Origin of the sequence: Pseudomonas violetae, from assembly GCF_023072615.1 — a bacterium.
GTDB lineage: Bacteria > Pseudomonadota > Gammaproteobacteria > Pseudomonadales > Pseudomonadaceae > Aquipseudomonas > Aquipseudomonas violetae.
Genome location: NZ_JAKNRW010000001.1, coordinates 84242 through 108903, shown reverse-complemented (window position 1 = coordinate 108903; position 24662 = coordinate 84242). Strand labels below are relative to the sequence as shown.

The following is a 24662-nucleotide window of genomic DNA, read 5'->3' as shown; positions in this document are numbered from 1 at the left end:
GCTGGCCTTAGGTTACTGGCGATCAGTGATCAGGATCATCGGGGATGGGTTGCCTTGCGGATCCTTCAGATCCCAGAAGTACTGGTAGCGGACTTTCGTGTCGCGGATGGACGATGTCAGGTGGCGCAGCGCCAAATCACGAGCATCGGTGGAAACAAACTGGAATTGACGCAGCTCGAGTTCAGGTTTTCGGTTGAAATCGGTCTGTACGCGCCAACCATTCGGCATGATGCCGCCGACAATTTGTTTAATCGTGGCGCCTTGATATTCGGCGGTTACTGGTTCGTTCATCACGACGGTAGGGTCGATGCGCTCGAGGATCACGCGTTTGTGCGCCGCAGACTCGATCACTTCCGCGTTGTTCTCTGCCAGCATCAGCAGTTGGTCGCTGTGAGCTTTAATGCTCGCGATGTCAGCGACTTGCTCAACCTTTACTCGCTCCGCCTGCAGTTGGGCCTGGCGGTTCAAATCAAGAGCGCGCTGGATTTCGGTCTGCTGCGCCAGTAGATCCGAGCGTCGCTTCGCAGCTGCAGACTCGGCAGTCACCTTGGCCTGCTCAAGTTGACGCTCGGTCTCCTTGCGGGCCGACATCAAAGACTTTTGATTTGCTTCTAGGTCTGCCAGCGTCTGGCGGTACTGCCGCTCCGTCTCAGTTTCTTGAACTGAGATGACGGGGTCATCTACCGATAGATCCAGTTGTAAGCCGAGTGCCGGCTTGGTCTGCTGGTAGTCGACTGGTTGGTTGATATTTTGCGCGCGACCGGCCTCGTAGGACCGATCGAACGGCGACAGAGCTTGATTGCGGGCGAGGGCACTGTCGCTGAAAGCGCCGTTCGCCGCATAAGCTGCTTGGCAGCCGATCATCAGTGCCAGAATGGACAGGGCATGCTTCACAACGAATTCCTTTGGAGGTGACTGTTACTTGTAATAGTGGAAAGCCACTGCTCCAAAAACACGGTTTTGGTTGGAGTTTTCTGAAAAAAACCGGCACCCTTTTTAAGTCCTCCCTTTTTGGTACCACCAAAATGAGCTCCTCCAGTTCCGCAAGCACCAAATCGGCGATGTTTCCACTGCTCGTCATGCTCTCGCTGGTCATAGGAGGGTACGTCGCGTATCTGATCGAGTTAGGGGAAGAGCTTAACTACCAAGCGGCTGCCCTCGCTCCTGCGTGGTACATGTTCAAACCCCGATTCCTCACCCAAATCATTTCCGACGGTGGGTTCTGGGGAACGCTTGTTGCCGTTGCCCTAAACATTATCCATACGGTGTTTTTTGTAGCGATCGCCTACTCGGTAGCCACGATTGGATTCGCCCGCTTATTCAGGGCCCGCAACACCCAGAGCAAATCCGAACCCCGGCCCGTAAACGCTCCCGCTGATTCAGGTCGTTTCGCCTGCGCTATTCCTGGTTCGACAATGACTGTGCTCATTCCCGACAGCAAAGACCCAGCAACGGGCGCGACTATCCCCGGCGTGTACGACACCGACCCATTCGACCAACATTTCATGCGATGCGACCGTAAGCCAGTCGCTACAGCAAGGCCACCGGAAACGGCCATTGAAAAGCTTCAAGTGGCAGTGCTCGAAATGTTGAATTCACACGCTAACGTGCCTGCAAGCGTCGGGCACCACCATGCCGACGCGGCCCTGATGAGCCACTCTGTGGCTATCTCCCAGGCGGTGGTGGAATACATGCACATCAAGGGAATTAGCGATCCACTAGCGCGGGTAGCTGGTTTGGCACACGATCTAGACAAGCTTCTGGCCTATCAGGAGAAGGCTCCTGGCGAGTGGGTCAAACGCAAGGACGCAACTCATCACAACACCTACAGTGCTTACCTAGTACGGCAGCAGCCCGAGTTCGCCGCGCTTGAGCCTGAAGATCAGTTCGCTCTGACCATGGCGCTGCGGTACTACCACCATCCGACACTGCTACCGACAAATGCTGGCGATCGTGTAGAACGATTGATCACTGCAATCCGCCACGCTGACGGCAAGGTGATCCAGTACGAGAAAGCCGCCGGCGTGGCTGACGCGCAAGCCGGCTCCAAGACCCTTGAGATGGTCTCTGCCGCCCTTGAGAAGTTTCTTGATGCAGCTGACATCAATGGTCACCGTGGCGGCCATAACGCCACAGGCTGGACAAAGGATGCGTTCGAGTATGTGATTATCCCAATGTCCACGCTGATCGAATCACTCGGGGAGCACTTGCCCAACGAACTCGCACGCCAGTTACAACTGAACGTAGAGACGCGAAACTTCAATCACCCGTCCATCCCGGTTATCTGTAACGCCCTTAAGCACCTTGGCCTGCTCATGGAAGCAGTGAAGGACAAGCAGACGTCCACGGGGATGTTTGACTGTAAGGTTGGAGTAAAGCTTTGGAGGGCATGCGTGCTCCTTGATAAGGACCGAATTTCTGAACTGATGCCTACGATCGTGCCTAAATGGGGGGCGACTAAACATGGGCAGATCCGGGTTATCAAAGGGTCCACATCGAAGAATGACACCGACGAGGAAGCACCGGCTGCGTCAGCGGCCAGCTAAAAGATTCTGCATGCGAAAACTTTTCCCCGGCGCAATGCCGGGGAATTTGGCACTTAAGGCGATCCCAAAATCTGAAGAGCAGCTTCGGTCGCTATTACCCTCTCCGCGCGTGTCGCTTCTCCCATATCGTTCCAGCAATGGTAGGCCTCCTCAAACCGGGCCTGCCGCTCGGATATTCGGCACATCGTGGTTTGGTACTCGCGCCCGGTAAGATATTCGCCCGCAAACTGCTGCAAGGACTCGTCGCGGCCAGTCTCCCAAAGAAGCTGTACGACGGTATCGATCGCGTGTTTACGGTTGTCAGCACTGATGCCAACCGACCTCACCTTCAACCTTCCAGACCGGTCCCTGTAAACGTACTGGCCAAGCAGCTTCTCCGCGTTTTGGTAATTGGCCATCAGGACAGCATTGTTCGCCCCCGAAAGCTGACTCTGGTCCTGCAGATCCTTAACAGAGGGTGCGCACCCGCATAACAAGAGTGTTGCGAGCAGTGCCGGGCGATAGAGTTTGCGCATGTCTGTCACCCGAAGTGGTTCAGGAGCGTGTAGCCACTGCCAGTCCCAAAGAGAATATTCTCCCTTGGCTTGAGTGCCTTGAGTTGGGTAGGTTTGGTGCCGAACAGCTTGCTGACTTCCAGGTAGGACGCGTCTGGCGTCTTGAGCAAGAAGTAGGTCGCAAAGTTTTTTAGCAGATCCTTTGTCACCTGATCTGCTTGCTGAACACCACACCATACCCCTACCCCATAACCACGGCCCTCTGTGCCGATACGGTTGAACGGACTGATGGCAGAAGCAGAGATCTCCTTGATGTGCTTACCTTCATCCGCGATCAGTACGTGCGCTGGGTACTTGGGGTTGAACGAGTTATTTCTTTTCGTCTCCATGATTCCCATCGCGAACACCTGGCTCGCGATGATCCGCATGATTACTTGCTGGTGATTTGCACTTAAGGCGCTGAGGTCATAGCGGTTGATCTTGCCCGGGCGGGGTTTTGAAGGGTTGCCGGTAAACAGGCAGCTGTCCACCATTCCGATGATGATTGACTTCAAAGTAAACAACGTTTCTTTGGACCAATGCTCCCAGTCGGACCGCGTTGATGAACGATTGTTTATGGCCTCAAAGTTAAGAAGCTTCGTGGCATGACCCAGCAAGGTCGCTTCGAGCTTTGCTCGGATCTCTAGAAGATGTTGCTCGATAGCCGATGCTGGCTCCTCTTCCATCTTCATGCGGCGAATGTCTTTCTCCGCCTGGTTCTTGGCCTGTCCGTAGGCCCTAAAGATATCGGCTGCCGTAACCGTGTCCATTCCCCCGGTCAGGGCGTTGAAAACTAAATCGATCTCGGCCAATACATCGTTAAAAGTCGGCGACGGCAGTGACCACGTGTTCATGTCGTCGTGGTCAATACCAGCTTTCGCGTAGACGGTTTTAAGAATATCCACCAAGTAATTAAGCTGCTTCTGGCCAGCTTGCGGGTTGAAAATCTTCACGAGTTCTTTGACGTACTCGATCGTTCGTACCACCCCTCCTCCCTCCTCTGTCCTGGGAACCTGCAAAGGATTTAGGGAACAGCCGTCGGTGTAGTAGTTGAACTTGATGTCGTTAAAGTCCCCAGGATTGAGCATCGCCCCCAACCCGGTCTCCTCGAAGTTCGAGTGCGAAAAGTCGCCTTTGATGTCGATGACATGAAGCGTCGTCCCACGCACAAACACGTTCGCGGCCATGTGGTGGATCGTGTGGGTTTTACCCGCGCCCGAGCCGCCCAGGAAAATGATGTTGAAGTTGGAAACAGTCGGATAGGACCAAATTTTCTCTTCGCCTGTCTTCGCGTCCACTCCTATATTGATAGGGTCAAAGTGCGATAGCCCAGAGCCTGTCGCGACGCTACGCGCTAGCGTTGAAGGTGCGTGTGCTGAAGCTTGATGCATTTGATTTTCTCTAGAAAAGTTTGGTCATCTGCGATGCGTTTCGGGAGCGAGTCGCGGGAAACACGGACGTAGGGGAATTTGCACGTGGAGCACTTGAGCTCTTCGTTTGAGAGCTTGGCCGAGTTGCCGGTAGTATCTGCAACCACCTCGTATGACTCTGCGTCGCCGCACTCGCATTGCACGAGAATGGCACTGCGACTCAGACGAATGGCACGATCGTCGAAGTCGCCCCTCACCTTCGCGCTGGCTTCAATATCATGGTCGTTTCCAGTCAGCTGGTCGAAGAAACCAACCCAGGTTTCATCATGCGGCTTCTGGATTTCGACACCGCTTACCTTCGCCCCGACGCCATGCAACACATGCGCTAACTCGTGGGGAATGACCTGCGTGATCATCACCTCGAAGTCCTGCATGAGGAAAAGCCCCTGCAGACTGATTTTCACGATTCCGTGGGGAGCGCCCCGAATCAGCATCACGTCGATACTGGAGGTGGAGTGGTCAGACAGCGCATAGTCAAAGCGCAGGTCGATCCAGACGTCGTCCCCAGGGAAGTTCGCCTTCTGTAGCAGCCGGCTGATTTCCTTGGCGGCGTGGATCTCCCTCGGATACTCGGCGTTGTGCTGGGTTATCAATGGGAATTTCAGATTTTCAGTGTTCATACCACCAATAGTGGTGAACCACTGCACCAAAATCGAAGAATCAGCAGGCGTCGGGGTGCAGAAAATTGTAAATCCGTTCCCATTCGGTGAAGTCCCCTGCGTTGCCGGCCTTTACAAATCGATCCATAGCCTCAACAGACCCGCCCTGAATGTATTCGATGGTTTCGATGTCCTTACGCGGCCACTTACTCTTACCCACGCCGTACACAGCCCTCTTGCACTGATCGATTGTCAGGCCAGGCTTCGCAACAGCCTGAGACTTTCGTTCGGCGACCGTGGCCTGTGTTGTTAGCGCTGGAGAGGGTTCGACGTAGATCCCGGCATCGGTTCGCTCAGAGGGGATGGAGTTCTCCTGGGCCCTCACACGCGGCTTCATGTGAGCAATGAGGGCTGCGTCCGAAATGCATGGATAGAGCAGCTTCGCGAGCGCCAGACAGTGCAGCTGGATGTGGAAAATATCCGAGTCGGATAAACCAACACTGATCATCCTGCTGCCCCCGTTAAGGTCCGACTCGCTAGCTCGTAATGTAAGAGGGAATGTCTGATCGGTTTCGAAACCTGTCATCAGCTTCTTTGGCGCGCCCGGCCGGGCTATTTCATACTCGAAGCGCGAGTTATCTCCAGCAAGCCAAGCGTAGAGTGCACGCACACCACCAACATCCAGCGTCATCGTAATGCGCTGGTCATCATTGAATAGCAAATAGCTTTGTTCTTGCTTGCGGCTGAATACGAGCTTTAACCCGACGTGGACTTTGATGGCGACATTCGCGTCGTCGACGCTGTTTCTAAGGTAGACGGCCACGCCAAGGCCGGCGTTGCTAAACACCTGAAAAGTGCTCAGGTTCATCCCTACCTTCGGATTTGCGGCATTCACTGGTGAAAAGGCCCACGTGCCCGCGGCCATTGAGCCTTTGAGGTATGTGGCGTGTACAGACTCAAAGTCGATCAGCAACAGCCTTGCTCCTAGCGAATCGGTGCGCGGTGAACCAAGTGAGGCTCAGCGGGCCGAGAATTCAGAAAGTCTGCGCATCCGCAAACAGAACGTATTGCGCTCTTAGGATAACGGTTAGAACGTCGACACCCTACCCTAACGCTCTTGGATCAATCCCGTGATCAGATACCGGGTATCTGCCGCCTCTGTAGTGAATTCCGCCTAGAGCTCTTCAGCGCTACCTTTCTGGTGGGTGGAATCGAAATCTAGAAATGCCGAGAGGAAATCTGGACGAACTGATGCCCACCGAGTCCGCTTTTGGCAGCCAGTGTTGGGGATATCGTTAGATGAATGGATAACTCAGAGAAACGAGAAAACGTAAGGTTGAGTAAGGTGAATATGGTTTAGGTGGCGCGCGATGGGCTCCGTTTCGGATCACATCGTCTTGAACAATCCGCGACTGGATCTTGGATATTGGCTAGCCGACCAGCTGTAGTCCAGGCACTGCGGTGCCGAACCCGGGCGAGGGTCTAGTCAATTTGGGAAGGGAAAGTGGATGGTTGGCAAAAGGGCCGAGTGTTCGGCCCCTCAGTGCGTGTCCAGGTACACGCGCGCCGGTTGAGGACGCAGCAGACGTAGTGTTCAAGGAATTAGCCTCTCGCACCGAAGTACTGCTTCATCGAACCGCCAATCTTCGGCGGTAGTGTCTCACTCGCGACGCTGCCTAAAAATGAGTTGCAGAAGCTATCGTCCGCAAAGAGCACCAACACGTGCCCAGAGCTTGGGTTGGCCATCTCGTACTCCTGATCGAATGCGTAGTATCCCGTGCCTGGATAGAACCCCTTCAGCTCCACATTCCACGCCTCTATGGTATCGCGAACGAATTCAAGCGGCATGGAGTCGGGAAAGTGTGCTTTAGGAGCCTCAGGGCGAGCGAGTATGCACTCAGCACCGTTTCGGAAATGGCCTTCGAAAGAAAAGCCTTGGTCTGCAACATAGTGGGGCAACTGACTGCTAAAGAGACCGATCATTTTGACACCTTCTCATCTGATATCGGGGGCGGGCGCCACCTCCAAACATCCTTGCGAAGATGCTTGGAGGTAACGCCCGCCCCCTCCATAAGGAGGGGCGCCGTTACCGGTTACTTAGAACAGATGAAGGGAAGCCTCTATAAAACTCATAGAAACCTGTAATAACCCATACACTGTACCGCCAATTGCTAGATACCAACCAAGTGCGCGAGCAGTACGGCTACTTGCATCAGGGTCGATATAACAATGATAGAACTCCTCATCATTTATATTGGCTTTGCCGATAAACAATTGAAGCCCATCCTCTTGATTTTTAACGATTCCAAGAGCTTTCTTCGCGTCGTAATTCAACGCAATTCCGTCCCGAGGAATCTGTTTTTCACCGGCTCTGGTTTGACAACCTTGGGCGCGGATCATCAGGAACTTTCCGTTCTCAGCGTTATAGATTTTGATCAGCCCTTTACGACTAACTAAACCCGAACGCCCCCGCCCAGTGCTACTGCCAATATGGCAGTTCGCCAAGCGAGCGATGTTTTGTTCCGCATCTTCAGCACGAAGTGAAAAACACTTGGTGATCTCAACGTTAACAACTGGTTTACGTGCTGCGTAGTGGGCTTGGATGGGCCGAGGGTCAAAAACCTTCATCACCTTCCAGAGTAACTTCGCGGCATTTATTACAGTGACATCAACGTATTCAACCATCTTGGTTTTGATATAGGTTTTCATTTTTTTATCTCCTACTGAGGGCCGGACCTCAGCTCGCACACCTTTGGTGGCTATAGAAATTTGGAGAGGGCGCCGGCTGCGCCTCTCGAACATCAGTTAGTAAGATTCGTCGTCAAAGTCATCCGATTCAAAGGCCTCAATGAGATCCCTTGAAATCGGTCTTTCCTTGCTGCCTGCCTTAACTACGAACTCCTCATCTTCATCAAGCTCAACGAGAGGTTCAGGACAATCACTTTCTGGCGCGAGGATTTCCTCAGCAAGATCGTCAATATCCAAGTTTTCAGCTGCAGCGATCGAGACTGCTTTCCCTGCGGCTGGAGCCTTGTTGCCAAGGCTTTCAACTTTGCTGGGTTTTACCGCTACCTCGAGGGGTGGAAGTCCTTTGGCTGCCCGAGCAGCTGCACGCCTATCCCGACTCTGATCCCGCCTTGTGAGCGACCGAATGGTCTCTCCCGTACGCGAGTTGTCGATGAAGTCATGCTGTGCCAGGACGCCTAGAAATGCTTTGAGACACGATTGGTGGTCCTCGTCGGCCGCCATCATCCTCAGTCGAACGTCTAAGACGATGATTGAGTTGATAACTAACCAGGAACATGGATCGGTGAACAGCGGCTCGATCGCGTCCCTCGCAGAGGTCAACGTGAGTTGCTTGTTCAAATCCCGGAGAAGACTTCCCTTCTCCCCGAATCGTTTTGCACCTGTGAAGGGTTTGCCCTTACGCCGGTAGTGATACCCCAACGCGTCGCTTACCCACTGCCCATTTTTCGTGAGTGGTTCAAGCCCAAGGGCCTGCTCCAATCGCTCAAGGGTGGCGTTATCTGAACGGGTATCTGAGGTCGACGTGGCTTCCGCCAAGTTTTCCTTTTCAACCTGAACAGCACCAGGCAGGTATCCAGAGGTGGACCACAGCGCTTTGCGATCAAAAACCAGCTTAGTGCTGGTGACCTTACGCTGAGCCTGAGTTCTAACGGATGGTGTGGCGATTGCTTCGCCGAAAAGATCAGTTTGCATAGTGCGCTCCAAAAAGGCGCACCACTCCCCTGACGGGGCGTGGTGGCCCGTCAGGGTTGGGAGAGGAGTAACTTAGAAGTAGAAGCTCATGGACTGGCCAGTGGCGAGTTGTGAGGCAGGTACGCTTGATTCAACGGCCGGGACCGCTTCCTCTTGCTTCACATCAATAGCGTCCGCGACAACAACCGGAGTCGATGCCTCTAAAGCGGTTTCAGCCACCGAGGTGACTTCTGCCGAGGTCGAAACAACCGCGGGGGCGGTTGTTGCGTTTTGCTGTTGAGCTACGTTGCCCTGGACAGGCGTGGTAACAGCTGCGTTCTGCGGCGCAGAAGCGCTGAGCAGAGACTGCTGTGGCGAAGCCACGATCGTGATGAGCGGTGTCCCTTTTTGCAGATGATCGATGACTTTCGTCTGATCACGCAGCGCAAGGAGGCACTGTTCAAAGTTCGAGAACTCTCCAGCAGTCATGTGACCCGAATCAGGCAGCTTCGCCATTTCAGCCTCAAGGGCGTCATGGAGCGGCTTGATCAGCTTGTGAATGAAAGCCAGCGGAGCCAGCTTTGCAGTCATTGCTCGTGCACGTTTAATCGTGCGCGGGTTCAGCTTAATCAGACCACTATCAGTGACCCGATCTTTGCTTGTTACCAGCTTGTATATTGCCAACGCTTCACCACAAACGTGCTGAACGCAGGCACCCATTACACCCTCACGCAGGGCTACAACGCTGTCGCGCTGCGCCACCCATAGGTCAGCATTAAAGTCCTTACCATCCAAGTTGATGATATGGACGCTGTACGCGAAGCTGAGGCTCTTCTTCACCTCGTCCCAAGACGGCTGACGCTTAACCAGGTGACTCGTCAATTTCGTAACGAGCAACTGATCAGCACCACCCGCTATTGCCTTACCCGCCAACATCAGCAAGTGCTCTTGGCACATTACGGTGTAGCGGACTTCGTCTTTTACCAACAACTGATTCCAAGCTGCTTTGAGTACTTCCAGCTCCTTGGTCTTCTCCACTGCCGAGGCAATAGTGTTGATGCCACCGAGATCGGTTTTGATGGAGCCTTCTTTATCAAGCACCTCTTCCGCTTGCTCACGGATGCGGTGATACGGACGCAGGAAGTCTTTAGGAAAGATCTTCTCGCAGAGCAGCTTCCGAGCTTCCTTCGGCAACTCCCCAACAACCACATCAATGTCTTTCATGTCGATCTGACGATCTTCGGAAATGCATTTGATTTGATGATTGAGTACCGCAACTTCAGTTTCAGCTGTTTGGGCGACGATTTGAACAGAGTTGTTTACGTTAGTGTCAGTCATGGTATAGCTCTCGCACCCGCCGGACCACGGGGCAAATTTATTAAACACCCGGGGCCGGAGCCGGGTGCGATTCGAGTAATAAACTCGAGCAAACACCCGGCGTGAGCCGGATGTTTGATCCAGCTCACTAGGAGGAGACGGGGTTCTATACGGAACCCCTGAGACTTATCGACCGAAGCCGAAACCGTCTGATGTATCAACATGACACGTGTGAACACGCGCTTTTAGCCCGATCGAAAACCACTCCCGAAGGAGAGGAAAGTCGTCGAATTGCGCTGGTATTGACGCGCCCGGAGGCGCGTTGAAGCCAGCATTGCACGCGGCATCGATAGCCTGCCTTTCAGCAGGGGAACCTGATGCTGGAACACTGTTCGAGAGTGCGCTTGTAGCTCGATCAACTAGGTCCATGGTCTAACTCGCTCCCGCCGTGTCGGGGCATTGAAATAACAACACCTGGTCACGGGGCCAGGTGAAATCGAGCACTACGTCTCGAAAAACACCCAGCAAGGTTTACCCTTTGGGGCTCACCTGGATGAGAAGGTAGGGCTACAAGTAACCCATCAGCAAATAACACCTTGGGTTTCCCCTCGGCCTTTCCGCTGCCAAAACTTTCTGATCGCGCTTAAGCGCTGCCTGCCACCCCTGGTTCCAACCTTTCAGCAGGGCAGGAGTGGCTTTGATCACAGCTGGGGCAGCCCATGGATAACCATAAAAGCCAGCCGAAAACGCATGCCCCTCGACTGTTTCCAGTGAGATGGCATCCGGTTCTATGCAGTGATCGTTTAACGCCGAAATGGCTACTTCGACGTAGTCATAGTTTATAAGGCCTGACATAACAACCTCGCACCCGAGCAGGGGCATTAATGAAAACGCCCAGTGCTACCTGGGCGTTCAGAGGTCGAGACCTCTGAGAACCCAGGTGGGTAGTTGGTTTGTTACAACAGAAGCTTTTTGGCTTCAGCAAGCAATGTAGGAGCTACTTCGTCACTCGTTAATGCAACCGCAAATGGGAACCCGGCCTTGGTAAGCCAGTCCGTTCGGACCTTGTCACCAATCACCAAATACACCACCCGTATACCGCTGCTTTCGCAGAAGCGTGTCATCTCAGTTGCCTTCGCTACATCGCCAGGAGCGCCATCGGTCAGTACAAACATCACTTTCCGATTTGCCTCGTGGGTCAATAGACGACGCCCCGCATGGAATACAGCTTCGCCAATTGGAGTGTGACCACCACCGGCTACATGCCGAAGGCCGCCAATGCGCTTGAGAGCGGTTTGATTACTGTCGCCGAATGAACGAACCATAGTCATCAGTTCGCCACCCTTAGGGGCAAATCCAAGAACCTCACGTGGGCAACCGATCTTGTTAAAGACGTCCTCGAGAAGCACCACAGATTCAAGGATCGACCTCAGTGTGCTCGGAGCCACAGCGGCTTCGAACTGAGGTTTTTCCCCCTTAGCAAACAGTTTGTCGTTCTTATCCTGCGTTGAGCTGGAAAGATCGACAACGATTGACACCGCCGTAGTAGGACGCTCGGTCTCCTCACTTTGTGTGAAAAGACGCACATCGCCCAAGCTAAGACGGTAGAGGTGGTTCTGCCCCAGTTGTCCGCGGTGAGTCGAATACGACTCCGCTTCTTCCTGTTGCATAAGCAAGCCTTGCAGCTTGCTTGCAAGCACCTGAGCCTTGCGGCCTAGGCGTCGCTCCATCGCACGCACCTCGTCGGCGTCTTGGGGACATACAGACATCCCGTCGACAACTTCCTTATTGCCCGCGCCTCCTCCAAAGCCTTTACCAGCCTTGCCAGGCGCCGCATCCAATTTGCCGTCGATGACGCATTTTGGAGCAAGCGTTTGACCCTTGTAGTTGGGGTTAGTACCAGCTTGGACAGACTTGGAGACAGTGGTAACGGCCTCACGGTCGTCAAACACCTCTTTATCACCAAGCCCCTTGGCATTAAGAATCTCGTCAACAATTTCCTTCAGAGACCGACCATTGGCCGATCCTGAACCGTCGTTGTGATCTTGGGTGCCATCTTTGCCGCACTCCCCCGCCCCGCTCTGACCATCGTCAGCACCGGACTCGTTTCCACTATCAGGCTTCGACTCACCTTTGCCCTTTCCGTCGCCAGGCTGGTCGCCGCCCTGAGGCTGAGCGTCACCCTGACCACCGTCGTTGCTAGACTCGTTTCCGCTCTGAGGCTTCGACTCGCCCTCGGCGCCGCCTTTGCCATCTTTTTGCGCGTTGCCTGGCTGTTGCTCGTCAGTACTACCCGACTGAGCTTTGTCACCTTGGCCGCTTTGACCTTGGTCGTCTGATGAGCCGCTATTGGACGATGGTTGCCCACCCTCCTGCGAGTCTTGACCCTGGTCCTCCTCCTCCTTCTTCTTCTCCTCATCGTCACTCAGAGCTTTCAGCATCGAGATGATTCGCAGCGAGAGGCTGCCAGCATCTTGAGTCGAATCAACACTGGGGAACTCGTTGATCAGAATGTCATTGAGGTTGCCACGTACGTTTTCAGCGTGAACACCGAAGTGCTTGTTGAAGTTAGCCTCAATCACCGCAAGCGGGTCACGGTACTCACTCCAACGATCAGCACGTAGATAGCAAAGCGCGTAACAGGCCACGGCCTCAGCAACAGAGTTGCTGCCGTCGCGGAACTGTTTGCGTTCGAACAAAATGCCCGCTTTACGCCGAAAATAAATCTCAGCTTCGCGGGTTGCGCGGGTTTGTTTGTATTCCATGTAGACGTCGTCAAGGGCGTTGAGCAGGAAGCGGGCAAAATCGCCGTGCTTCGCGGCAAAGGCCTGGAAGAACACCACATCGGAAAATTGGCAGTGACCAACCTCGTGAAAGCCAAAGGCTTTCGTGAGTGTCAGGTCGTCTTCGGTTAGGTTCACCGGCAAGGCTGGCAGATATACGGTTTTTCCGTCTGTACGCGCTTGCTCGTTTTCACCAAACACAAATTTAATGCCGGTGTTTGAGGCCAGAGTGCGAAAAAACGCAATCCATCCTTGAGTAATAGCATTTCTGCTGAAGTTCATCAGTGCAGTCATTGTCATTCTCCGATTCGAAGCGCTTTAGCTTTCTGATCGTGCTGTTTCGCGATCCCGCGCAGCTTCGCAAGCGAAGCGTTTGGGACAACGTTGAGCGTGTGAATAACAAGGTCTGCGTGATGCACAGCCGCTTTCCGATACCACGAAGCCATACGGCGGTGGTACCGAACCATCACGATTTGTTGTACTGCTTTTACAGCCTGTTTTAAGGATTTCATGGGATTTTTCTCGCACCCGCCGGACCACGGGGCAAATTAGATTTAAACCCGGGGCCGGAGCCGGGCGGAGTAGAGTTCAACGAACTCGACAAACACCCAGCGAGAGCTGGGTATTTATTCCAGTTCTCGGAGCGAGAGGCCGCCGTTTGGGGCAACCAATTCCTGCAGACATCGAAGCTGTGCATATACCCATACGGCGCCGTTCTATAGTTCTGGACCGAACATCCCACCCATAGCTACACAGGCAAGAAACGTTCTGGCCAATCCCACAGTCGGCTCCTCTCCAAGCGAGCCTAAAACACCGTACGGGTTATCAACCCAAACGACTCTGTCGTCTTCGTCGTAGCTCAGATAGTGCCCTTCGATACTCACGTCGGTACCCGACTGAAGGTCACTCGCTAGCTCTTCCGGAGTTGGTAACAAAATCTCATGCCATGCGTTTGCTTTTATGCAAGCGATCGCCTTCTGCTGACGTGCCAGCTTAAGCCTTTCAGACTCGACCTTTCGCGCGGTGCTTTGAAAGACCCGTGAATAAAGTGCAGCCAATTCAGGGATCTCGGCAAAGAGGGGCGGTACAGTCGCGCCGTAGCGACCAAAGTGGTTTGCCTCATATTCAGCCAAGTCGCTAACAACACAACTGGCTGCTTCTTCGGACTCCTGTGCCAGCGCATCAAAGCCAGTGATGCCTTTAAAAGACACAACCGACATCCAATGGAGGCGGGCGTCCAGAGCAGCTTCAAACGAAGGGTTCATGGTGTTTCCTCGCACCCACCGGACCACGGGGCAAACTAGGTTTAAAACCCGGGGCCGGAGCCGGGCGTAGCAGAGGTCAGAGCCCCCACAAACACCCAGCGAGAGCTGGATGGTTGATCCAGGTCTCAATGCGAAGGGTTGTCCACAAGGGACAACCGCAATCCTTACAACTTGCCTTGCAGCAGATCAGCTTCCAGACGGTGACGGCGAGCCTGGTGGCTCACGTAGTCAATGCGAGGGTGCTTCACAGCCACTTGGACCAAGCGCGCGGTCATGCGACTAAAGCGCTTAGCTTGTGCCTCGTGATAGCGACGCAGCACTACCCCTTTCCAGAACAAGTCGAGAGCAGAGTCAATGCGTGCGAATACGGTTTTCAGCGTTTTCATAGATATAGCCTCTTACCTGCCGTGCTCAGGAAATAACGAAGATCAAACCCGGGCACGGTGCCGGGTTTGTGAGCTCAGTGAACTCGAACAAAAACCCGGCGTGAGCTGGATTTTTGGTCCAACTCACTAAAGAGGGGCGGCCCTTTCGGACCGCGTTATTAGCAATAGAAATCCAGGGCATTCGCGGCTTGCGCCGTAGATACCGGAATCATCTGGTCTAGCTTGAGAGCCCGGCCATGAAGCGCCGGGGTATCTTGGTACCACTGAAGATCTCTAACATCAGCGGTTAAGAAGGGATTGCCAGCGACGAATTTCCACGAGTGATCGGACGTTAGCTCAATCACAGCCCCGGCCTTTACGGATCCGTCCAGAAAGGCACGAACGTATAGGTCCAAGATCGTTTCACGGTGCAACAGGTGCAACATCCCTCGCCCATCAGGCAGTAGGAAGTTGTCACCCATCATCCCGCGCTCTTCGCACAACTCTTTGCCCTTAGTGGCCATGGTTCCCCATAACCCGTCAGGGACAAATCCAAAGCGGATGTGAGCTCCGCGTACGCTTAGCTCAACCGACTTGCCTTCCGTCCCAATTTTCACATCAACACCGGCGTCAGAAACTGCGTCATGAACAGCCAACAGCCGGGCTAGCCCGGCAGCAAACTGGTCGTAGGAGCAACTCTTTACCCGCGCATACACGCCCCGCAACGCCAGAGGAAACTCATCCTGGTGAAGATCGGGTGGTACTTGCAAGTGACTGGTGTCTACGTGCTTATCGAGATAGCCATCGGCTCGCGCCTCCATGACTGTCTCACATAAAAACTCCCAAGCGTCGTCAGTGCTGCGAGCAGCCTTCTCCAGACGCTTCGTGATCTTGGGAATGCCCTGGATCACTTGACCTTCGAACATGAGAACCGTCCTCTCTCCCGCCGGCACGTAGCCAACCAGAAAGCTTCCCTTGGTGTTCACGAGATAGAACATTTGTGAACTCCTTAGGTTAGGCGGCTTTATTCGTGGCGATGTTAGCTTTGATGAATTTGTCGGCTACATCACCGACCGAAAAAGCGTGCTCTTCCGGCAGGATCAACTTGCGCGCAAATACCGATTCAAAGTGCTCCAGCGCCAGAACCCGATCCGTCTCTTCCAAGTTGTTGTAGACAGCGTCCACAAACGACTCATCCAGATCGCCATACATCATCCACTTGTGGGCCCAACGCTGAATCTCGCGGAACGAGATGTTGTCGCAGGCCTCTTCCATCGAGAACGACTTCCGAAAACGGAATGCGAACTCAACGAGTTGACGGGTATGCATCGTGTCCATTGCGGTCAGTTTTTTTGCGTTGGCGTATGCATTTGCAGACCCTTGCAGAGCCGCCATTTCCTGCTCCGGAGCCATAAATGGCACCGTGAAGCTGGTCATGCGACTGCGCACAGCAGAGTTTTGAGCATTAGTCCCGGAGAACCGAGCGTCGCGCTGCTGTTTGCCACCCGTGTTGTCAGTTGCGAACAGCCGGAACATCGGGTGCTTAACGATTGTCATCCCGCCGTTCACATCGAGCAGTGCCCGAGGATCGAGGGAAGGATCAATACCGTGGTGTTTCAGGTTGATGACCCCGTCACCCTGAAGGATGTCGTTGATACCAACCAAAACCCCAGGCCGCAAGGTACATAGTTCGTCGATTAAGCAGGTCAAGCCCTTGCGATACGCATAGCTCAATACGCCATCGACTTCCTTGACGTCGCCGCCTTTGATGGTTTTGCAACCAAGCAGGTGGGTGTCGTCAATGCCATTACTACCTGTGATGCCGATCATCGGCTTCGTCAGGCGCGCGTGCATCTGTGTAACCAGGGAGGATTTACCCGTGCCCTTGTCACCTACAAGCAAGATGCTGCTATCGCCACCCTTCATGCTCAAGAGAATCCGGCGAACCAGACTCTCACTGAATACGTGGTCGTTATTGATTTTAGGTACCAATGGATGCGAGTCGGTGAATACAGGCAATAGGCCCACACCCTTCAACTCCGTGGAGAAACCGAACAGTTCATGCGCAGCAACCATCTCGACCGGTTGGGACGAGATGGCTTCCATGTTCATGGCCTGGATATCAGCAACAGTAAGGAAAGCAGCAGTTTTAGCTTCAGTGTTGGTTACAGCGTTGTTTGCGTTAGTCATGATGTAGCCTCTCTCCCGCCGGACCACGGGGAATTTTAAGTAATCACCCGGGGCCGGAGCCGGGTGCGATTCGAGCAGTGAACTCGAGCAAACACCCAGCGTGAGCCGGATGCTTGATCCAACTCACTAGGAGGGAGGACGCTCGACATGAGCGTCCGAACTACAGACGTTTAAATTTATCCCGCTTCGCGAACCCCTACAGGGATCGCGTCCGCATCGTAGAAACGATGCAGGATCATTGCCTCATTCAACTGGTCCAGTCGCACTCCTAAGCGAGCAGCGAGCTGCTCATTCGAAAGGCTGTGGCAGAGTTGAAGACGGTTTGCTTCTGCCCAGAACGAGCGTTCCGGAAAGCTTTGGACTTGAATGTTCGAAGCCGGTGCTACCACCAAAGCGTCGACATTCGTTCCTACGCGAGAAACGACCGCGTCGCGCAACCCATTCGCAAAGCCACGCGACCACTCTTCATGGTCATACGTGCTCGGCAGATATGGATTGTCACTGAAGCTACCCTGCGAGATTGCAGCCTGACGGCCGGCCTCCCACGAAGTAATAAGATCATTTGCAAGGGCAAGGAACAAAACCAAGTTCCCGCGGTAGTTTAGATTTTTCATTGCAAAGCGCTCCTACCCGCTGCAGACGGGAGATTAAAAAAAACGCCCGTCTGCAGACCGGGCGTGGAATATCCGACGCCCGGCAACAGCAATGCTGTGCCGGTCGTTTTATACGACCAGACAGCGTTAGCTGCTTAGGTAACCGTAATGCTTCATTTCCATCTCAGCCGCAGCGACAGCAATCGCGAGAGTTTCCCCTGCGAATACGCTTAGCACCTTGATCCACAAAGGGAGGTGAATGCCGTGGCAAAAAAGGATGTAAAGCGTAAATCCCGTAATAACCCACCTGAAGATTCGGGCCAGGTGTATCGCCATAAATGACGGTATTACCAAGCACTTCAACATTGGTCGCTCGGTACTGATGGTACGTGCAAAAAACACGAACACCAGAACAAGGCGGATGTGGATGTAACGGTCTTTGATCTGCAGCGTCAGGCGTTTGCCATTTGCGTAAACAGACTTCACGGTTTGGAACAGATTGCTAGTTTCGTACATCATTATGATTCACCATATTATTATTAGATTTTATTTTTATAGAGTGCTGCGCCCTCCTAAAACCTAACTACCCTTGCGGGGCATGTTAAGGCCCCAGGGGGTGAATCCTTGCAGCTCCCCTCTAACGAGGGGGTGTATCTGATCGGGATCAACAAATCCCAATCGTTTACCAGTGATCGCAACGTAACTAGACCAAAACGTCAAGTTCAAAGACCGCAATGATCACTGTGATTTGAGCTAGTCCATCACTTGATGGAACTATAATTAGCTGGCTTTCGCTTCAGGGAAGCTTAGAGTTAGCTGATTTTTTTGGTGCAGACGCTGAGCAACCCGCTGCTCCAATCGGTCATTTAAGAAGCCGCGGAGAGCATTATGATCATTAGGGTGTACCCTGCGCATCCAAGTACTCAGATAATGCCTCCCCTCAAATTCCTTCCTCATTTCAACAGAAAGTAACCGGTGGGTAATCACTTGCGAGTTGGGGCACCAAACCACGTTCATGCCTTCAGCACCGTCTGAGCTTACGAGAAGCTCGGTGTGTTGGGCTATATAGATTTGCCGCTCCATCGGGCTCATCTTCTTAAGCGCATCGCACAGGTGTTCACCTTGCGCCAAATATTGGATCATCAAAAACTCACCAATTCTTCGGTTTGGATCTTCAGCTTTGCGACGGACCTCAATGGCTCGTTGAGCGTAGCGCTCCATTCGAACAGACTCACGCATTTGTCATCTCCGAAGGGCAGCGCTCCCAAGGGGGCGTGTGTGCCCCACTAGGTAGGTATTGTCAGACCAGGTCAGCAAGTGTGAACCCGGATGGTATTTTGTAGCCCCGCTTTGAACCCTCCAAACACAGCCCGGCGTAGTCGCAACGAGTTTGACTATCACAAGGCGAGTTGTAGGCAGCACCAGAGGTACGGTGAAACTCACCACGCCTGATGCGACTTGCCACCACTCTTGCGTAGTCGAAAGCCTCTTCAACATCGCTAGCGGTGCGCTTGGTCCATTGCACTGGCATCCAGATGGCTTTCGAAAGCGAGTCGGATTCAGCTTTTGAAACGTTCGGCTTTAACCCGGAGGCAAAACCACACGCTGCTGGTTCCTTAATACCCAACTGCTGACACGCCAACCTTACTGCTTCCCAGTAGAACGTAAGTTGCAGAGCAATGCCTGCAAACAAAGCGCCCTCCTTAGCAGCAGCCGTTTTCCAATCAAGGATCACGGTGTCACCCTTGGCTGCGATAACGACACCATTGAAAACGATGTCCCTTTCAGCAATACCGACAAAGTCGATTACCAAGTTGATATAGGTGTTAGGCGCGATCCTCAGTTTAAACGCCCCTTCGATGATCACAGGCCGGAGGCCAAGATTATCGAAAAACTCTGGGAACTGTTTAGCTAAACGCTTACCAATGACCTCGTTAATATCCCGCGTCTTAGACTTCGCCATGCTTATTAAGCCTGACATTGAGAGTCTGAAGAACTCATTTGAAAACTGTTTCTCCATTTGATCGCGATCAATAAATCCCTTGATATACCCCTCGACTACCCAATGTAAGGCAGAGCCAAACACAAGATTTAAAGGAGTCGCCAATGGTTTTACGCGGGCACGGTAATAGCCAAGTGAACGCTGGCAGACTTGAGACTTCAATATCTGCGTGGGGGACAACTCAACAACGACTTCGTCAGACAAAGAGTTGAAGATAGATGTCGGATTATAGAATACTGTCATGCTCTCACCTGTTACGGGGCGCACGACTAACCCGAAGGCAGTGTGAGTGCCCTCGAGGGAATATTTTTTAATTAAAATGGAGCTTCGTTAGAATCATCCATTTCTGCCTTCAAATCTACCGCGTTTAGATCCTCGACTTCGTGGGTCAGAAAATTAGCTTTCGCTTTTTCGTGCTGATCCCCTAAAGGTTGCGTCCAAGTAGGCGGGCAACATACAAGTTCAATTTGATAAGACATGAAGATCCTCCTATATCCCTGACTGCACCAGGAATAAGCTCAGTTGAGATTACCCGTGCAGGGGATTGGCTAAAAGCCGGAGATGCTTTTGTCAGAAACTGCGAGCAGTACTGATACAGCGGAGATACGCGATCCTGGAACGATTCTACTGAAGCGCAAGCGCGACAGGAAAAGCCTGGTATCTCAGATAGGGAAACGCCAAAAAGACGTATCCGAAATGGTTCCAACAATGTCTGTGCTCAACAAACCAGAATTAGCTGGATTTGCATCACACCCTGAAAAACTCCGAAGAATTAGCAACGACGTAGTTCAGGTTAGCGCTCAGAGAGGGCTAGTAGGACAAGGCAATGCTGCCCCAACACCTACACGCCGTCAAGCCAAAACGGGGTCATAAAAAAACCCCCTGCCAGCAATCGCTGGCGAGGGGGTCTTGGTAGCTTTCACGCCGCCTGAGACTGTACCTCGACGCCCCCTGTTGGGAGCTTCTTGGCATGGCCTGTAGGTGTAAACACACCGCCCGAGAGGGAACGGGTACGCAGGTAATCGAAACGTTCCGCCTGTGGCATTTCCAACACCTTCTCATTGACCACGATGTCCTCCCAGTCCGGACCTTTCGCTTCCGTAGTGGGATTTGTGTCGGGGACCATCAAGCAGACTCGGAAACCGGCACGCATAAGCTCAACAAAGAGCTTAAACATGTAGGTTTGCCCGTCGCCGTGCTTCTCACGCACTACGTTGTAGGGGTCATGATCGGCCCACAAAACAACGTCGTCGTAATCAGCGCGATCGACAAACTGGCCAGGGAGCGATGTGCAGCTGTTAGCAGCCTTCACCGTCTCATTCATTGCAAGGTGAATAGCCCATCCTTTCTCGACACCTTCACAGATATGCAGAGTCCTGCATCCAGCTACGGTGGCGACAGGGATCGACGCCTTCGACCAATTGTCCAGTCCAGAACATACCTTTTTGGGTTTGGTCACTTCAGGGTGATCGAGCTTGCGTCCGTCCTGGGAAAGGAAAATGCGATGAAGATTCATCACCCTACCCTGCCCATTACGAAAAGCAGAAACGATCGCCGGGAACAGCCCCAAAAGCTCCTTGACCTTCACCCCCTTAACGGTACGAGTAACGTAGTAGGGAAGTGCCGGGTGGAACTTAACATCGCCAATGGCTTTGTTGAGGGGGATGCCGCGACGACGAAAGTACAACCGTCCGATGCGCGCGTCTGGATGTCCGAGCGGCAACAGATCCTTGACTATCTGTTTTTGCGCGGCAACTTTTCGTGCGTTGTCATCCGCTGTTGAGCGGGGACGTTGGCGTTGGGGAGCCGGAGCAACTTTGGCCTGGTACTCGCCGTTCTTATCAAAAGCCCGCTTAATTTCTTTGCAAACGTCGACGTAGCTTGATCCGACGCCAGCTTCGATAAGCAGATCAATTGGTGCCCATCCGTCCTGGTTACAGGAACAGATGGCCCTACCTTCATGTGACGCTTGTTTAGTCGACGCTGAGAATCTGAAATCATCCTGACCGCCGCCATTTCGGTGCCGTTCGGGAAAAGGACAGTCCACGCTGTGACCGAGGTTGCGAATTGCAGGACCAAGCATCGGGCAGACACGTTCAATAACGTTCAACCATCCACCTGCTTCCTTAACAATACGCTCTACCTCATCCTTCAAAGGAGGAAGTTTTTTTGCTGCCATGACTGTTTCTCCTAGAAAAAGAGGCAGCCATGTCCCTAGGGGCATTTGGCGTGCCCTAAGGGGTGTGTGTTACGTGAATGCGGATTTTTAAAGAGCCCGAGCGCAGAATTAGCTACGCAAGGAATCTTCGACAGAATCCGATGCGAAATAGCGCATGCGGAAGACTGGCAAATAGATCGCCTATGACGCTACTGATCGCTGCACCCAGATTCAAGGACATGATGTACCAGAAATAAAAAAGGCCCGGACGATGAACGCCGGGCCTCTGGTAGTGCTGAGCCTGGATACCGCTCCTGTAGCCTCTTACGAAGCTACACGAGGGGTATCCAGACATAAGTCATGTGGTGGTGAAGACGACTCTCATAACCTGCAGCGATATGTGCGTGCAAGAAGAAGCAACCTAGCGGCGAACTGCGCATCAAGAACTGGAATCCAGTAAAGAGCAGCGGCGAACACAGAAAGGGGCAGCGAAAGTGGTCAACATCGAGCCTAATCAAAGGGACGATATACACCTCTCAAATGGCTTTTGTTAAGCCACGTGAGATCTCAGGGTCTCAATCGAGATGGCAAGCTGCGACGGGTAGTGACGAATGATGAGTGCGAAAGGACTCACACAAACGCCAAAAACCACGCAGAACAGCCATATGCAACCAGAAGCAGTAGCAAAGATGGACAATTGCGCGAGGTGGCGAATGATGTGAAAACATCAAACGGCAAGTCGCAGGGAGCAATCCAGATGGAAGACAACCTAAGACGATGACTTGTTAAAGAGCGGTTAAACAGACACCAAAAACACTAGGTGCAGTTTTAAAGCGAAAGCGAGAGGTCAAAACCAGTGGAGAATTAGCAACGCTGGATAGACCACCTAAGCAAGCCAGGCGAATTAGCGCAGGCCGGAAAAGGCTGTGATCAGTGCCAGAGAATTATCTCAAGGACACGGGAAGATCACTAAAAACGTCTTCAGGCTACGATTCCGGTCTCTGGGAATCAAGAACACGGTGTACCAGAAAAAACAAAAAAGGGGCCCTTTCGAGGCCCCTTCCTATATTTCGCATGCGGAATCTTTTCCACTAATCGTCCTGGGCAAGCTGTGTAAGCGTGATTATCTCGATAAGCTCAAGATCAAACACCGCCTCATGCTGCTTGCCACCGTCAAGGTAGGTCACGAAGCCTTTGCTCGGTTTGCCACGTACGGCCTGGTCAAGCCTTAGCTCACCGGTGATTACCTTCTTCTCGGTATTGATGCGAACCTGCATAACCGCGTGCGAAGCGTCAATCTGGATGATTTCGTATTTTCCTACCTTGCGCGAAGTAGAGTTTTCCGCTCGCGAAGCAGGAATCTTCGAATCTGCGAGGCCAGGGGTCGCGCCAGAAGATTTCGCATGCGAAATGTTTTCTTCCGATGATGGTGGATTAGCGCCCTGCCCTACCTGATGCTCAGTTGGGATGACACGGACGGTAGCAGCAGAATCGTTCGCCGGTAATCTTTTCGCATCGCCGCCTGCGGGTTGCTGAGGAGTCGCGGTTCCCGGAGAGGCATGGCCACCTTTGGTGGTTGGCTGCACTCCTAAGCCGTCTTGGTCTGCAGGCGTAGGCGAACCACCGCGTAGACGTTTTAGATGGGCACGCGCTTCCTGGCGGCTAACCCCCTCCTCTGTTCTAGCTTGAACCATGAGTTCTAGATACAGATCAGGGCTCAATTCTGAGATTCTAAGTAGCGACTGGATCAATTCCGCATCCAGCATTTGTTTATCAGCAACGAGCTGCGCTAACTCGTCCGGAAGTTCCGCTAAAGCCAGGTGCTTGGATATCCAGGACTCTTTCTTTTTCATACGGTGCGCGAGTTCTTTGCCCGTACCTTTCAATCCCTCTTCCTTCATAAGGGTTCGTAATGCCACGAGCCCCTTGGCTATCTCGATCGGTTTGAAATCGTCACGGTGTACGTTTTCCATCATCTGCGATACGACCGCCTCTGCATCCGTGCGTACAGTGGAATCTACAATAGCTTTAATCTTAAAACCGCCACCTATGAGAATCGCAGCCCTTAAGCGGCGCTCCCCTTTCTGAAGGAGGTACGTGTTCGTATTTTTATCCAGTGGGGATACGATGATTGGATTTTGCTGCTCAATCCTCATTGCGTCAGCAAGCTCCTCAATTCCTTCGAAGACTGTACGCACTTGCGCTTCCACGCGCACTTGGCTCGGGTCGAGATGGAGAATAGTCCCCTCTTGGGCATTCGCCGACATGTCAGTCAAGGCGGCCATTTGCCCGAATCTTGCAAAGTCTTGTTTCATGCCGTAGTAACTCCTTGCTGCTTAACCTTCTTCACTGGTTTGCCGGGCTTGGATTTAGCCTTAGCGCCAATTAAGGAGCCAATCTCTTTCATGAGAGTCAGCATAATCTTGGCGCTTTCTCGCTGCGCACCAGATGTTTTCTTCTTCCAAACTGGAATGCCATCACGCAGTGCAGTATCAATCGCAGTATTGGCATAGAGCTTCGATTTTAAGACATGAAGGTTCCCGGCTGCCGCCTGCATTTCAGCCAGCGCAGTTCGGTGAGCTTCAATGTTACGAATTCGATTGCAGATAAGCCCGGTGATCTTCACAGGCCGTCCGACTAGATGCCCGATCTCGGCGAGGGTCTCCATGACGCTCTCAACACCCGTCACAGCGAATGCGGCCAGCTCGACAGGGACGAACATATGAGTGCTCGCCAAGCTTGCAGCGGTCATTTTGTTTCCGTGTGCAGGTGGCGTGTCGATCACAAGGTAATCGTAATCATCCATCAGTGGCTCGAGATTAGTACCGAAACTCATCATCGCGGCGCCGAGGTCAATACGCTCGACATTTCCCAACTCCACGTCACGGTCCAGCGCGTAGACAATATCCACTTCCACGGATGTAGAAAGCGGCGCGAAAACTGGGCGATCAGCCATGAACATATGAACCGAGCGATAACCGTTTATGCGCTCAGCCCGGCTTAAAAACCGGCTCGACAAGTTACCCTGCGGATCGAGATCGATCGCTAGTACCCGGTAACCCAACTCAGCTAAAAAGCATGCTACATGGTAGGCAATAGTGGTTTTACCTACGCCGCCTTTCTGGTTTTCGATTACAACAACCTTCGCCTGCTCTTTGGTGCGCTTCTGCAGTGACATGACT

At 53.0% G+C, this 24662-nt stretch carries 24 protein-coding genes; 1 reads left to right on the top strand and 23 read right to left on the bottom strand.

What is annotated here, in order from left to right; genetic code table 11:
- Window positions 1-12 precede the first annotated feature (12 nt).
- Complete coding sequence (locus L9059_RS00540; RefSeq protein ID WP_247285689.1) at window positions 13-894, bottom strand: hypothetical protein; 882 nt, start codon at window positions 892-894, stop codon at window positions 13-15.
- A 17-nt stretch (window positions 895-911) separates the two neighbouring features.
- Here L9059_RS00540 and L9059_RS00535 point away from each other — a divergent pair, with 17 nt between their 5' ends.
- On the top strand, window positions 912-2546 hold the full coding sequence (locus L9059_RS00535; protein WP_247286808.1) for an HD domain-containing protein: 1635 nt from the start codon (window positions 912-914) through the stop codon (window positions 2544-2546).
- A 53-nt stretch (window positions 2547-2599) separates the two neighbouring features.
- Here the strand turns inward: L9059_RS00535 and L9059_RS00530 are convergent, their stop codons facing one another.
- From L9059_RS00530 to L9059_RS00425, 22 genes are all read right to left on the bottom strand, one after another.
- Window positions 2600-3061: a hypothetical protein gene (locus L9059_RS00530; RefSeq protein WP_247285687.1), complete on the bottom strand. Its 462-nt coding sequence runs from the start codon at window positions 3059-3061 to the stop codon at window positions 2600-2602.
- A 5-nt stretch (window positions 3062-3066) separates the two neighbouring features.
- Entirely contained in the window at window positions 3067-4470 is a 1404-nt protein-coding gene (locus tag L9059_RS00525; RefSeq protein WP_247285686.1) for a type IV secretion system DNA-binding domain-containing protein, read from the bottom strand.
- Complete coding sequence (locus L9059_RS00520) at window positions 4434-5129, bottom strand: M48 family metallopeptidase (protein ID WP_247285684.1); 696 nt, start codon at window positions 5127-5129, stop codon at window positions 4434-4436. The genes L9059_RS00525 and L9059_RS00520 overlap by 37 nt, the downstream gene beginning before the upstream one ends.
- Window positions 5130-5169: 40 nt before the next feature.
- Window positions 5170-6081: a hypothetical protein gene (locus tag L9059_RS00515; RefSeq protein WP_247285682.1), complete on the bottom strand. Its 912-nt coding sequence runs from the start codon at window positions 6079-6081 to the stop codon at window positions 5170-5172.
- 629 nt (window positions 6082-6710) lie between these two features.
- On the bottom strand, window positions 6711-7091 hold the full coding sequence (locus L9059_RS00510) for a hypothetical protein (RefSeq protein WP_247285680.1): 381 nt from the start codon (window positions 7089-7091) through the stop codon (window positions 6711-6713).
- A gap of 114 nt (window positions 7092-7205) precedes the next feature.
- Complete coding sequence (locus tag L9059_RS00505) at window positions 7206-7817, bottom strand: hypothetical protein (RefSeq protein ID WP_247285678.1); 612 nt, start codon at window positions 7815-7817, stop codon at window positions 7206-7208.
- A gap of 96 nt (window positions 7818-7913) precedes the next feature.
- Window positions 7914-8828 carry a hypothetical protein gene (locus tag L9059_RS00500; RefSeq protein ID WP_247285676.1) on the bottom strand — a complete coding sequence of 305 codons (915 nt, stop codon included), beginning with the start codon at window positions 8826-8828 and terminating at the stop codon, window positions 7914-7916.
- A gap of 72 nt (window positions 8829-8900) precedes the next feature.
- Window positions 8901-10145 carry a DUF3150 domain-containing protein gene (locus L9059_RS00495; RefSeq protein ID WP_247285666.1) on the bottom strand — a complete coding sequence of 415 codons (1245 nt, stop codon included), beginning with the start codon at window positions 10143-10145 and terminating at the stop codon, window positions 8901-8903.
- A 935-nt stretch (window positions 10146-11080) separates the two neighbouring features.
- Window positions 11081-13201 (bottom strand): VWA domain-containing protein, encoded by a 2121-nt coding sequence (locus L9059_RS00490; RefSeq protein WP_247285649.1) that lies wholly within the window; start codon window positions 13199-13201, stop codon window positions 11081-11083.
- Window positions 13202-13203: 2 nt separating this feature from the next.
- Entirely contained in the window at window positions 13204-13419 is a 216-nt protein-coding gene (locus L9059_RS00485) for a hypothetical protein (RefSeq protein ID WP_247285647.1), read from the bottom strand.
- A gap of 204 nt (window positions 13420-13623) precedes the next feature.
- A complete protein-coding gene (locus tag L9059_RS00480; protein ID WP_247285645.1) occupies window positions 13624-14172 on the bottom strand; it encodes a hypothetical protein in 549 nt (182 codons plus the stop codon).
- Window positions 14173-14336: 164 nt separating this feature from the next.
- On the bottom strand, window positions 14337-14558 hold the full coding sequence (locus tag L9059_RS00475; RefSeq protein ID WP_247285643.1) for a hypothetical protein: 222 nt from the start codon (window positions 14556-14558) through the stop codon (window positions 14337-14339).
- Window positions 14559-14716: 158 nt separating this feature from the next.
- Window positions 14717-15535: a hypothetical protein gene (locus tag L9059_RS00470; protein WP_247285641.1), complete on the bottom strand. Its 819-nt coding sequence runs from the start codon at window positions 15533-15535 to the stop codon at window positions 14717-14719.
- A 16-nt stretch (window positions 15536-15551) separates the two neighbouring features.
- Window positions 15552-16727 carry an AAA family ATPase gene (locus tag L9059_RS00465; RefSeq protein WP_247285639.1) on the bottom strand — a complete coding sequence of 392 codons (1176 nt, stop codon included), beginning with the start codon at window positions 16725-16727 and terminating at the stop codon, window positions 15552-15554.
- A 176-nt stretch (window positions 16728-16903) separates the two neighbouring features.
- The gene (locus L9059_RS00460; protein WP_247285629.1) at window positions 16904-17341 is read right to left on the bottom strand and encodes a hypothetical protein; all 438 of its coding nucleotides are present in this window, start codon (window positions 17339-17341) and stop codon (window positions 16904-16906) included.
- 126 nt (window positions 17342-17467) lie between these two features.
- Window positions 17468-17839, bottom strand: a complete 372-nt coding sequence (locus L9059_RS00455) for a hypothetical protein (RefSeq protein WP_247285627.1) — start codon at window positions 17837-17839, stop codon at window positions 17468-17470.
- Window positions 17840-18100: 261 nt separating this feature from the next.
- Window positions 18101-18559 carry a hypothetical protein gene (locus L9059_RS00450; protein WP_247285624.1) on the bottom strand — a complete coding sequence of 153 codons (459 nt, stop codon included), beginning with the start codon at window positions 18557-18559 and terminating at the stop codon, window positions 18101-18103.
- A gap of 61 nt (window positions 18560-18620) precedes the next feature.
- A complete protein-coding gene (locus L9059_RS00445; protein ID WP_247285622.1) occupies window positions 18621-19565 on the bottom strand; it encodes a PD-(D/E)XK nuclease family protein in 945 nt (314 codons plus the stop codon).
- Window positions 19566-19636: 71 nt separating this feature from the next.
- On the bottom strand, window positions 19637-19801 hold the full coding sequence (locus tag L9059_RS00440) for a hypothetical protein (RefSeq protein WP_247285620.1): 165 nt from the start codon (window positions 19799-19801) through the stop codon (window positions 19637-19639).
- Window positions 19802-20241: 440 nt separating this feature from the next.
- Window positions 20242-21501, bottom strand: coding sequence for a DUF7146 domain-containing protein (locus L9059_RS00435; protein WP_247285618.1), 1260 nt, complete (start codon window positions 21499-21501; stop codon window positions 20242-20244).
- A 1070-nt stretch (window positions 21502-22571) separates the two neighbouring features.
- Window positions 22572-23795, bottom strand: a complete 1224-nt coding sequence (locus tag L9059_RS00430) for a ParB/RepB/Spo0J family partition protein (protein WP_247285617.1) — start codon at window positions 23793-23795, stop codon at window positions 22572-22574.
- Complete coding sequence (locus L9059_RS00425; RefSeq protein WP_247285615.1) at window positions 23792-24658, bottom strand: ParA family protein; 867 nt, start codon at window positions 24656-24658, stop codon at window positions 23792-23794. The genes L9059_RS00430 and L9059_RS00425 overlap by 4 nt, the downstream gene beginning before the upstream one ends.
- Window positions 24659-24662 lie beyond the last annotated feature (4 nt).

Bases quoted from the DNA above. Each gene is read 5' to 3' on its own strand.
- L9059_RS00465 (WP_247285639.1), bottom strand. From the start codon at position 16,727: ATGACTAACGCAAACAACGCTGTAACCAACACTGAAGCTAAAACTGCT.
- L9059_RS00505 (WP_247285678.1), bottom strand. From the start codon at position 7,817: ATGAAAACCTATATCAAAACCAAGATGGTTGAATACGTTGATGTCACT.
- L9059_RS00495 (WP_247285666.1), bottom strand. From the start codon at position 10,145: ATGACTGACACTAACGTAAACAACTCTGTTCAAATCGTCGCCCAAACA.
- L9059_RS00490 (WP_247285649.1), bottom strand. From the start codon at position 13,201: ATGACTGCACTGATGAACTTCAGCAGAAATGCTATTACTCAAGGATGG.
- L9059_RS00470 (WP_247285641.1), bottom strand. From the start codon at position 15,535: ATGTTCTATCTCGTGAACACCAAGGGAAGCTTTCTGGTTGGCTACGTG.
- L9059_RS00430 (WP_247285617.1), bottom strand. From the start codon at position 23,795: ATGAAACAAGACTTTGCAAGATTCGGGCAAATGGCCGCCTTGACTGAC.
- L9059_RS00485 (WP_247285647.1), bottom strand. From the start codon at position 13,419: ATGAAATCCTTAAAACAGGCTGTAAAAGCAGTACAACAAATCGTGATG.
- L9059_RS00520 (WP_247285684.1), bottom strand. From the start codon at position 5,129: ATGAACACTGAAAATCTGAAATTCCCATTGATAACCCAGCACAACGCC.
- L9059_RS00480 (WP_247285645.1), bottom strand. From the start codon at position 14,172: ATGAACCCTTCGTTTGAAGCTGCTCTGGACGCCCGCCTCCATTGGATG.
- L9059_RS00460 (WP_247285629.1), bottom strand. From the start codon at position 17,341: ATGAAAAATCTAAACTACCGCGGGAACTTGGTTTTGTTCCTTGCCCTT.
- L9059_RS00500 (WP_247285676.1), bottom strand. From the start codon at position 8,828: ATGCAAACTGATCTTTTCGGCGAAGCAATCGCCACACCATCCGTTAGA.
- L9059_RS00475 (WP_247285643.1), bottom strand. From the start codon at position 14,558: ATGAAAACGCTGAAAACCGTATTCGCACGCATTGACTCTGCTCTCGAC.
- L9059_RS00525 (WP_247285686.1), bottom strand. From the start codon at position 4,470: ATGCATCAAGCTTCAGCACACGCACCTTCAACGCTAGCGCGTAGCGTC.
- L9059_RS00445 (WP_247285622.1), bottom strand. From the start codon at position 19,565: ATGACAGTATTCTATAATCCGACATCTATCTTCAACTCTTTGTCTGAC.
- L9059_RS00440 (WP_247285620.1), bottom strand. From the start codon at position 19,801: ATGTCTTATCAAATTGAACTTGTATGTTGCCCGCCTACTTGGACGCAA.
- L9059_RS00455 (WP_247285627.1), bottom strand. From the start codon at position 17,839: ATGATGTACGAAACTAGCAATCTGTTCCAAACCGTGAAGTCTGTTTAC.
- L9059_RS00450 (WP_247285624.1), bottom strand. From the start codon at position 18,559: ATGCGTGAGTCTGTTCGAATGGAGCGCTACGCTCAACGAGCCATTGAG.
- L9059_RS00435 (WP_247285618.1), bottom strand. From the start codon at position 21,501: ATGGCAGCAAAAAAACTTCCTCCTTTGAAGGATGAGGTAGAGCGTATT.
- L9059_RS00425 (WP_247285615.1), bottom strand. From the start codon at position 24,658: ATGTCACTGCAGAAGCGCACCAAAGAGCAGGCGAAGGTTGTTGTAATC.
- L9059_RS00530 (WP_247285687.1), bottom strand. From the start codon at position 3,061: ATGCGCAAACTCTATCGCCCGGCACTGCTCGCAACACTCTTGTTATGC.
- L9059_RS00510 (WP_247285680.1), bottom strand. From the start codon at position 7,091: ATGATCGGTCTCTTTAGCAGTCAGTTGCCCCACTATGTTGCAGACCAA.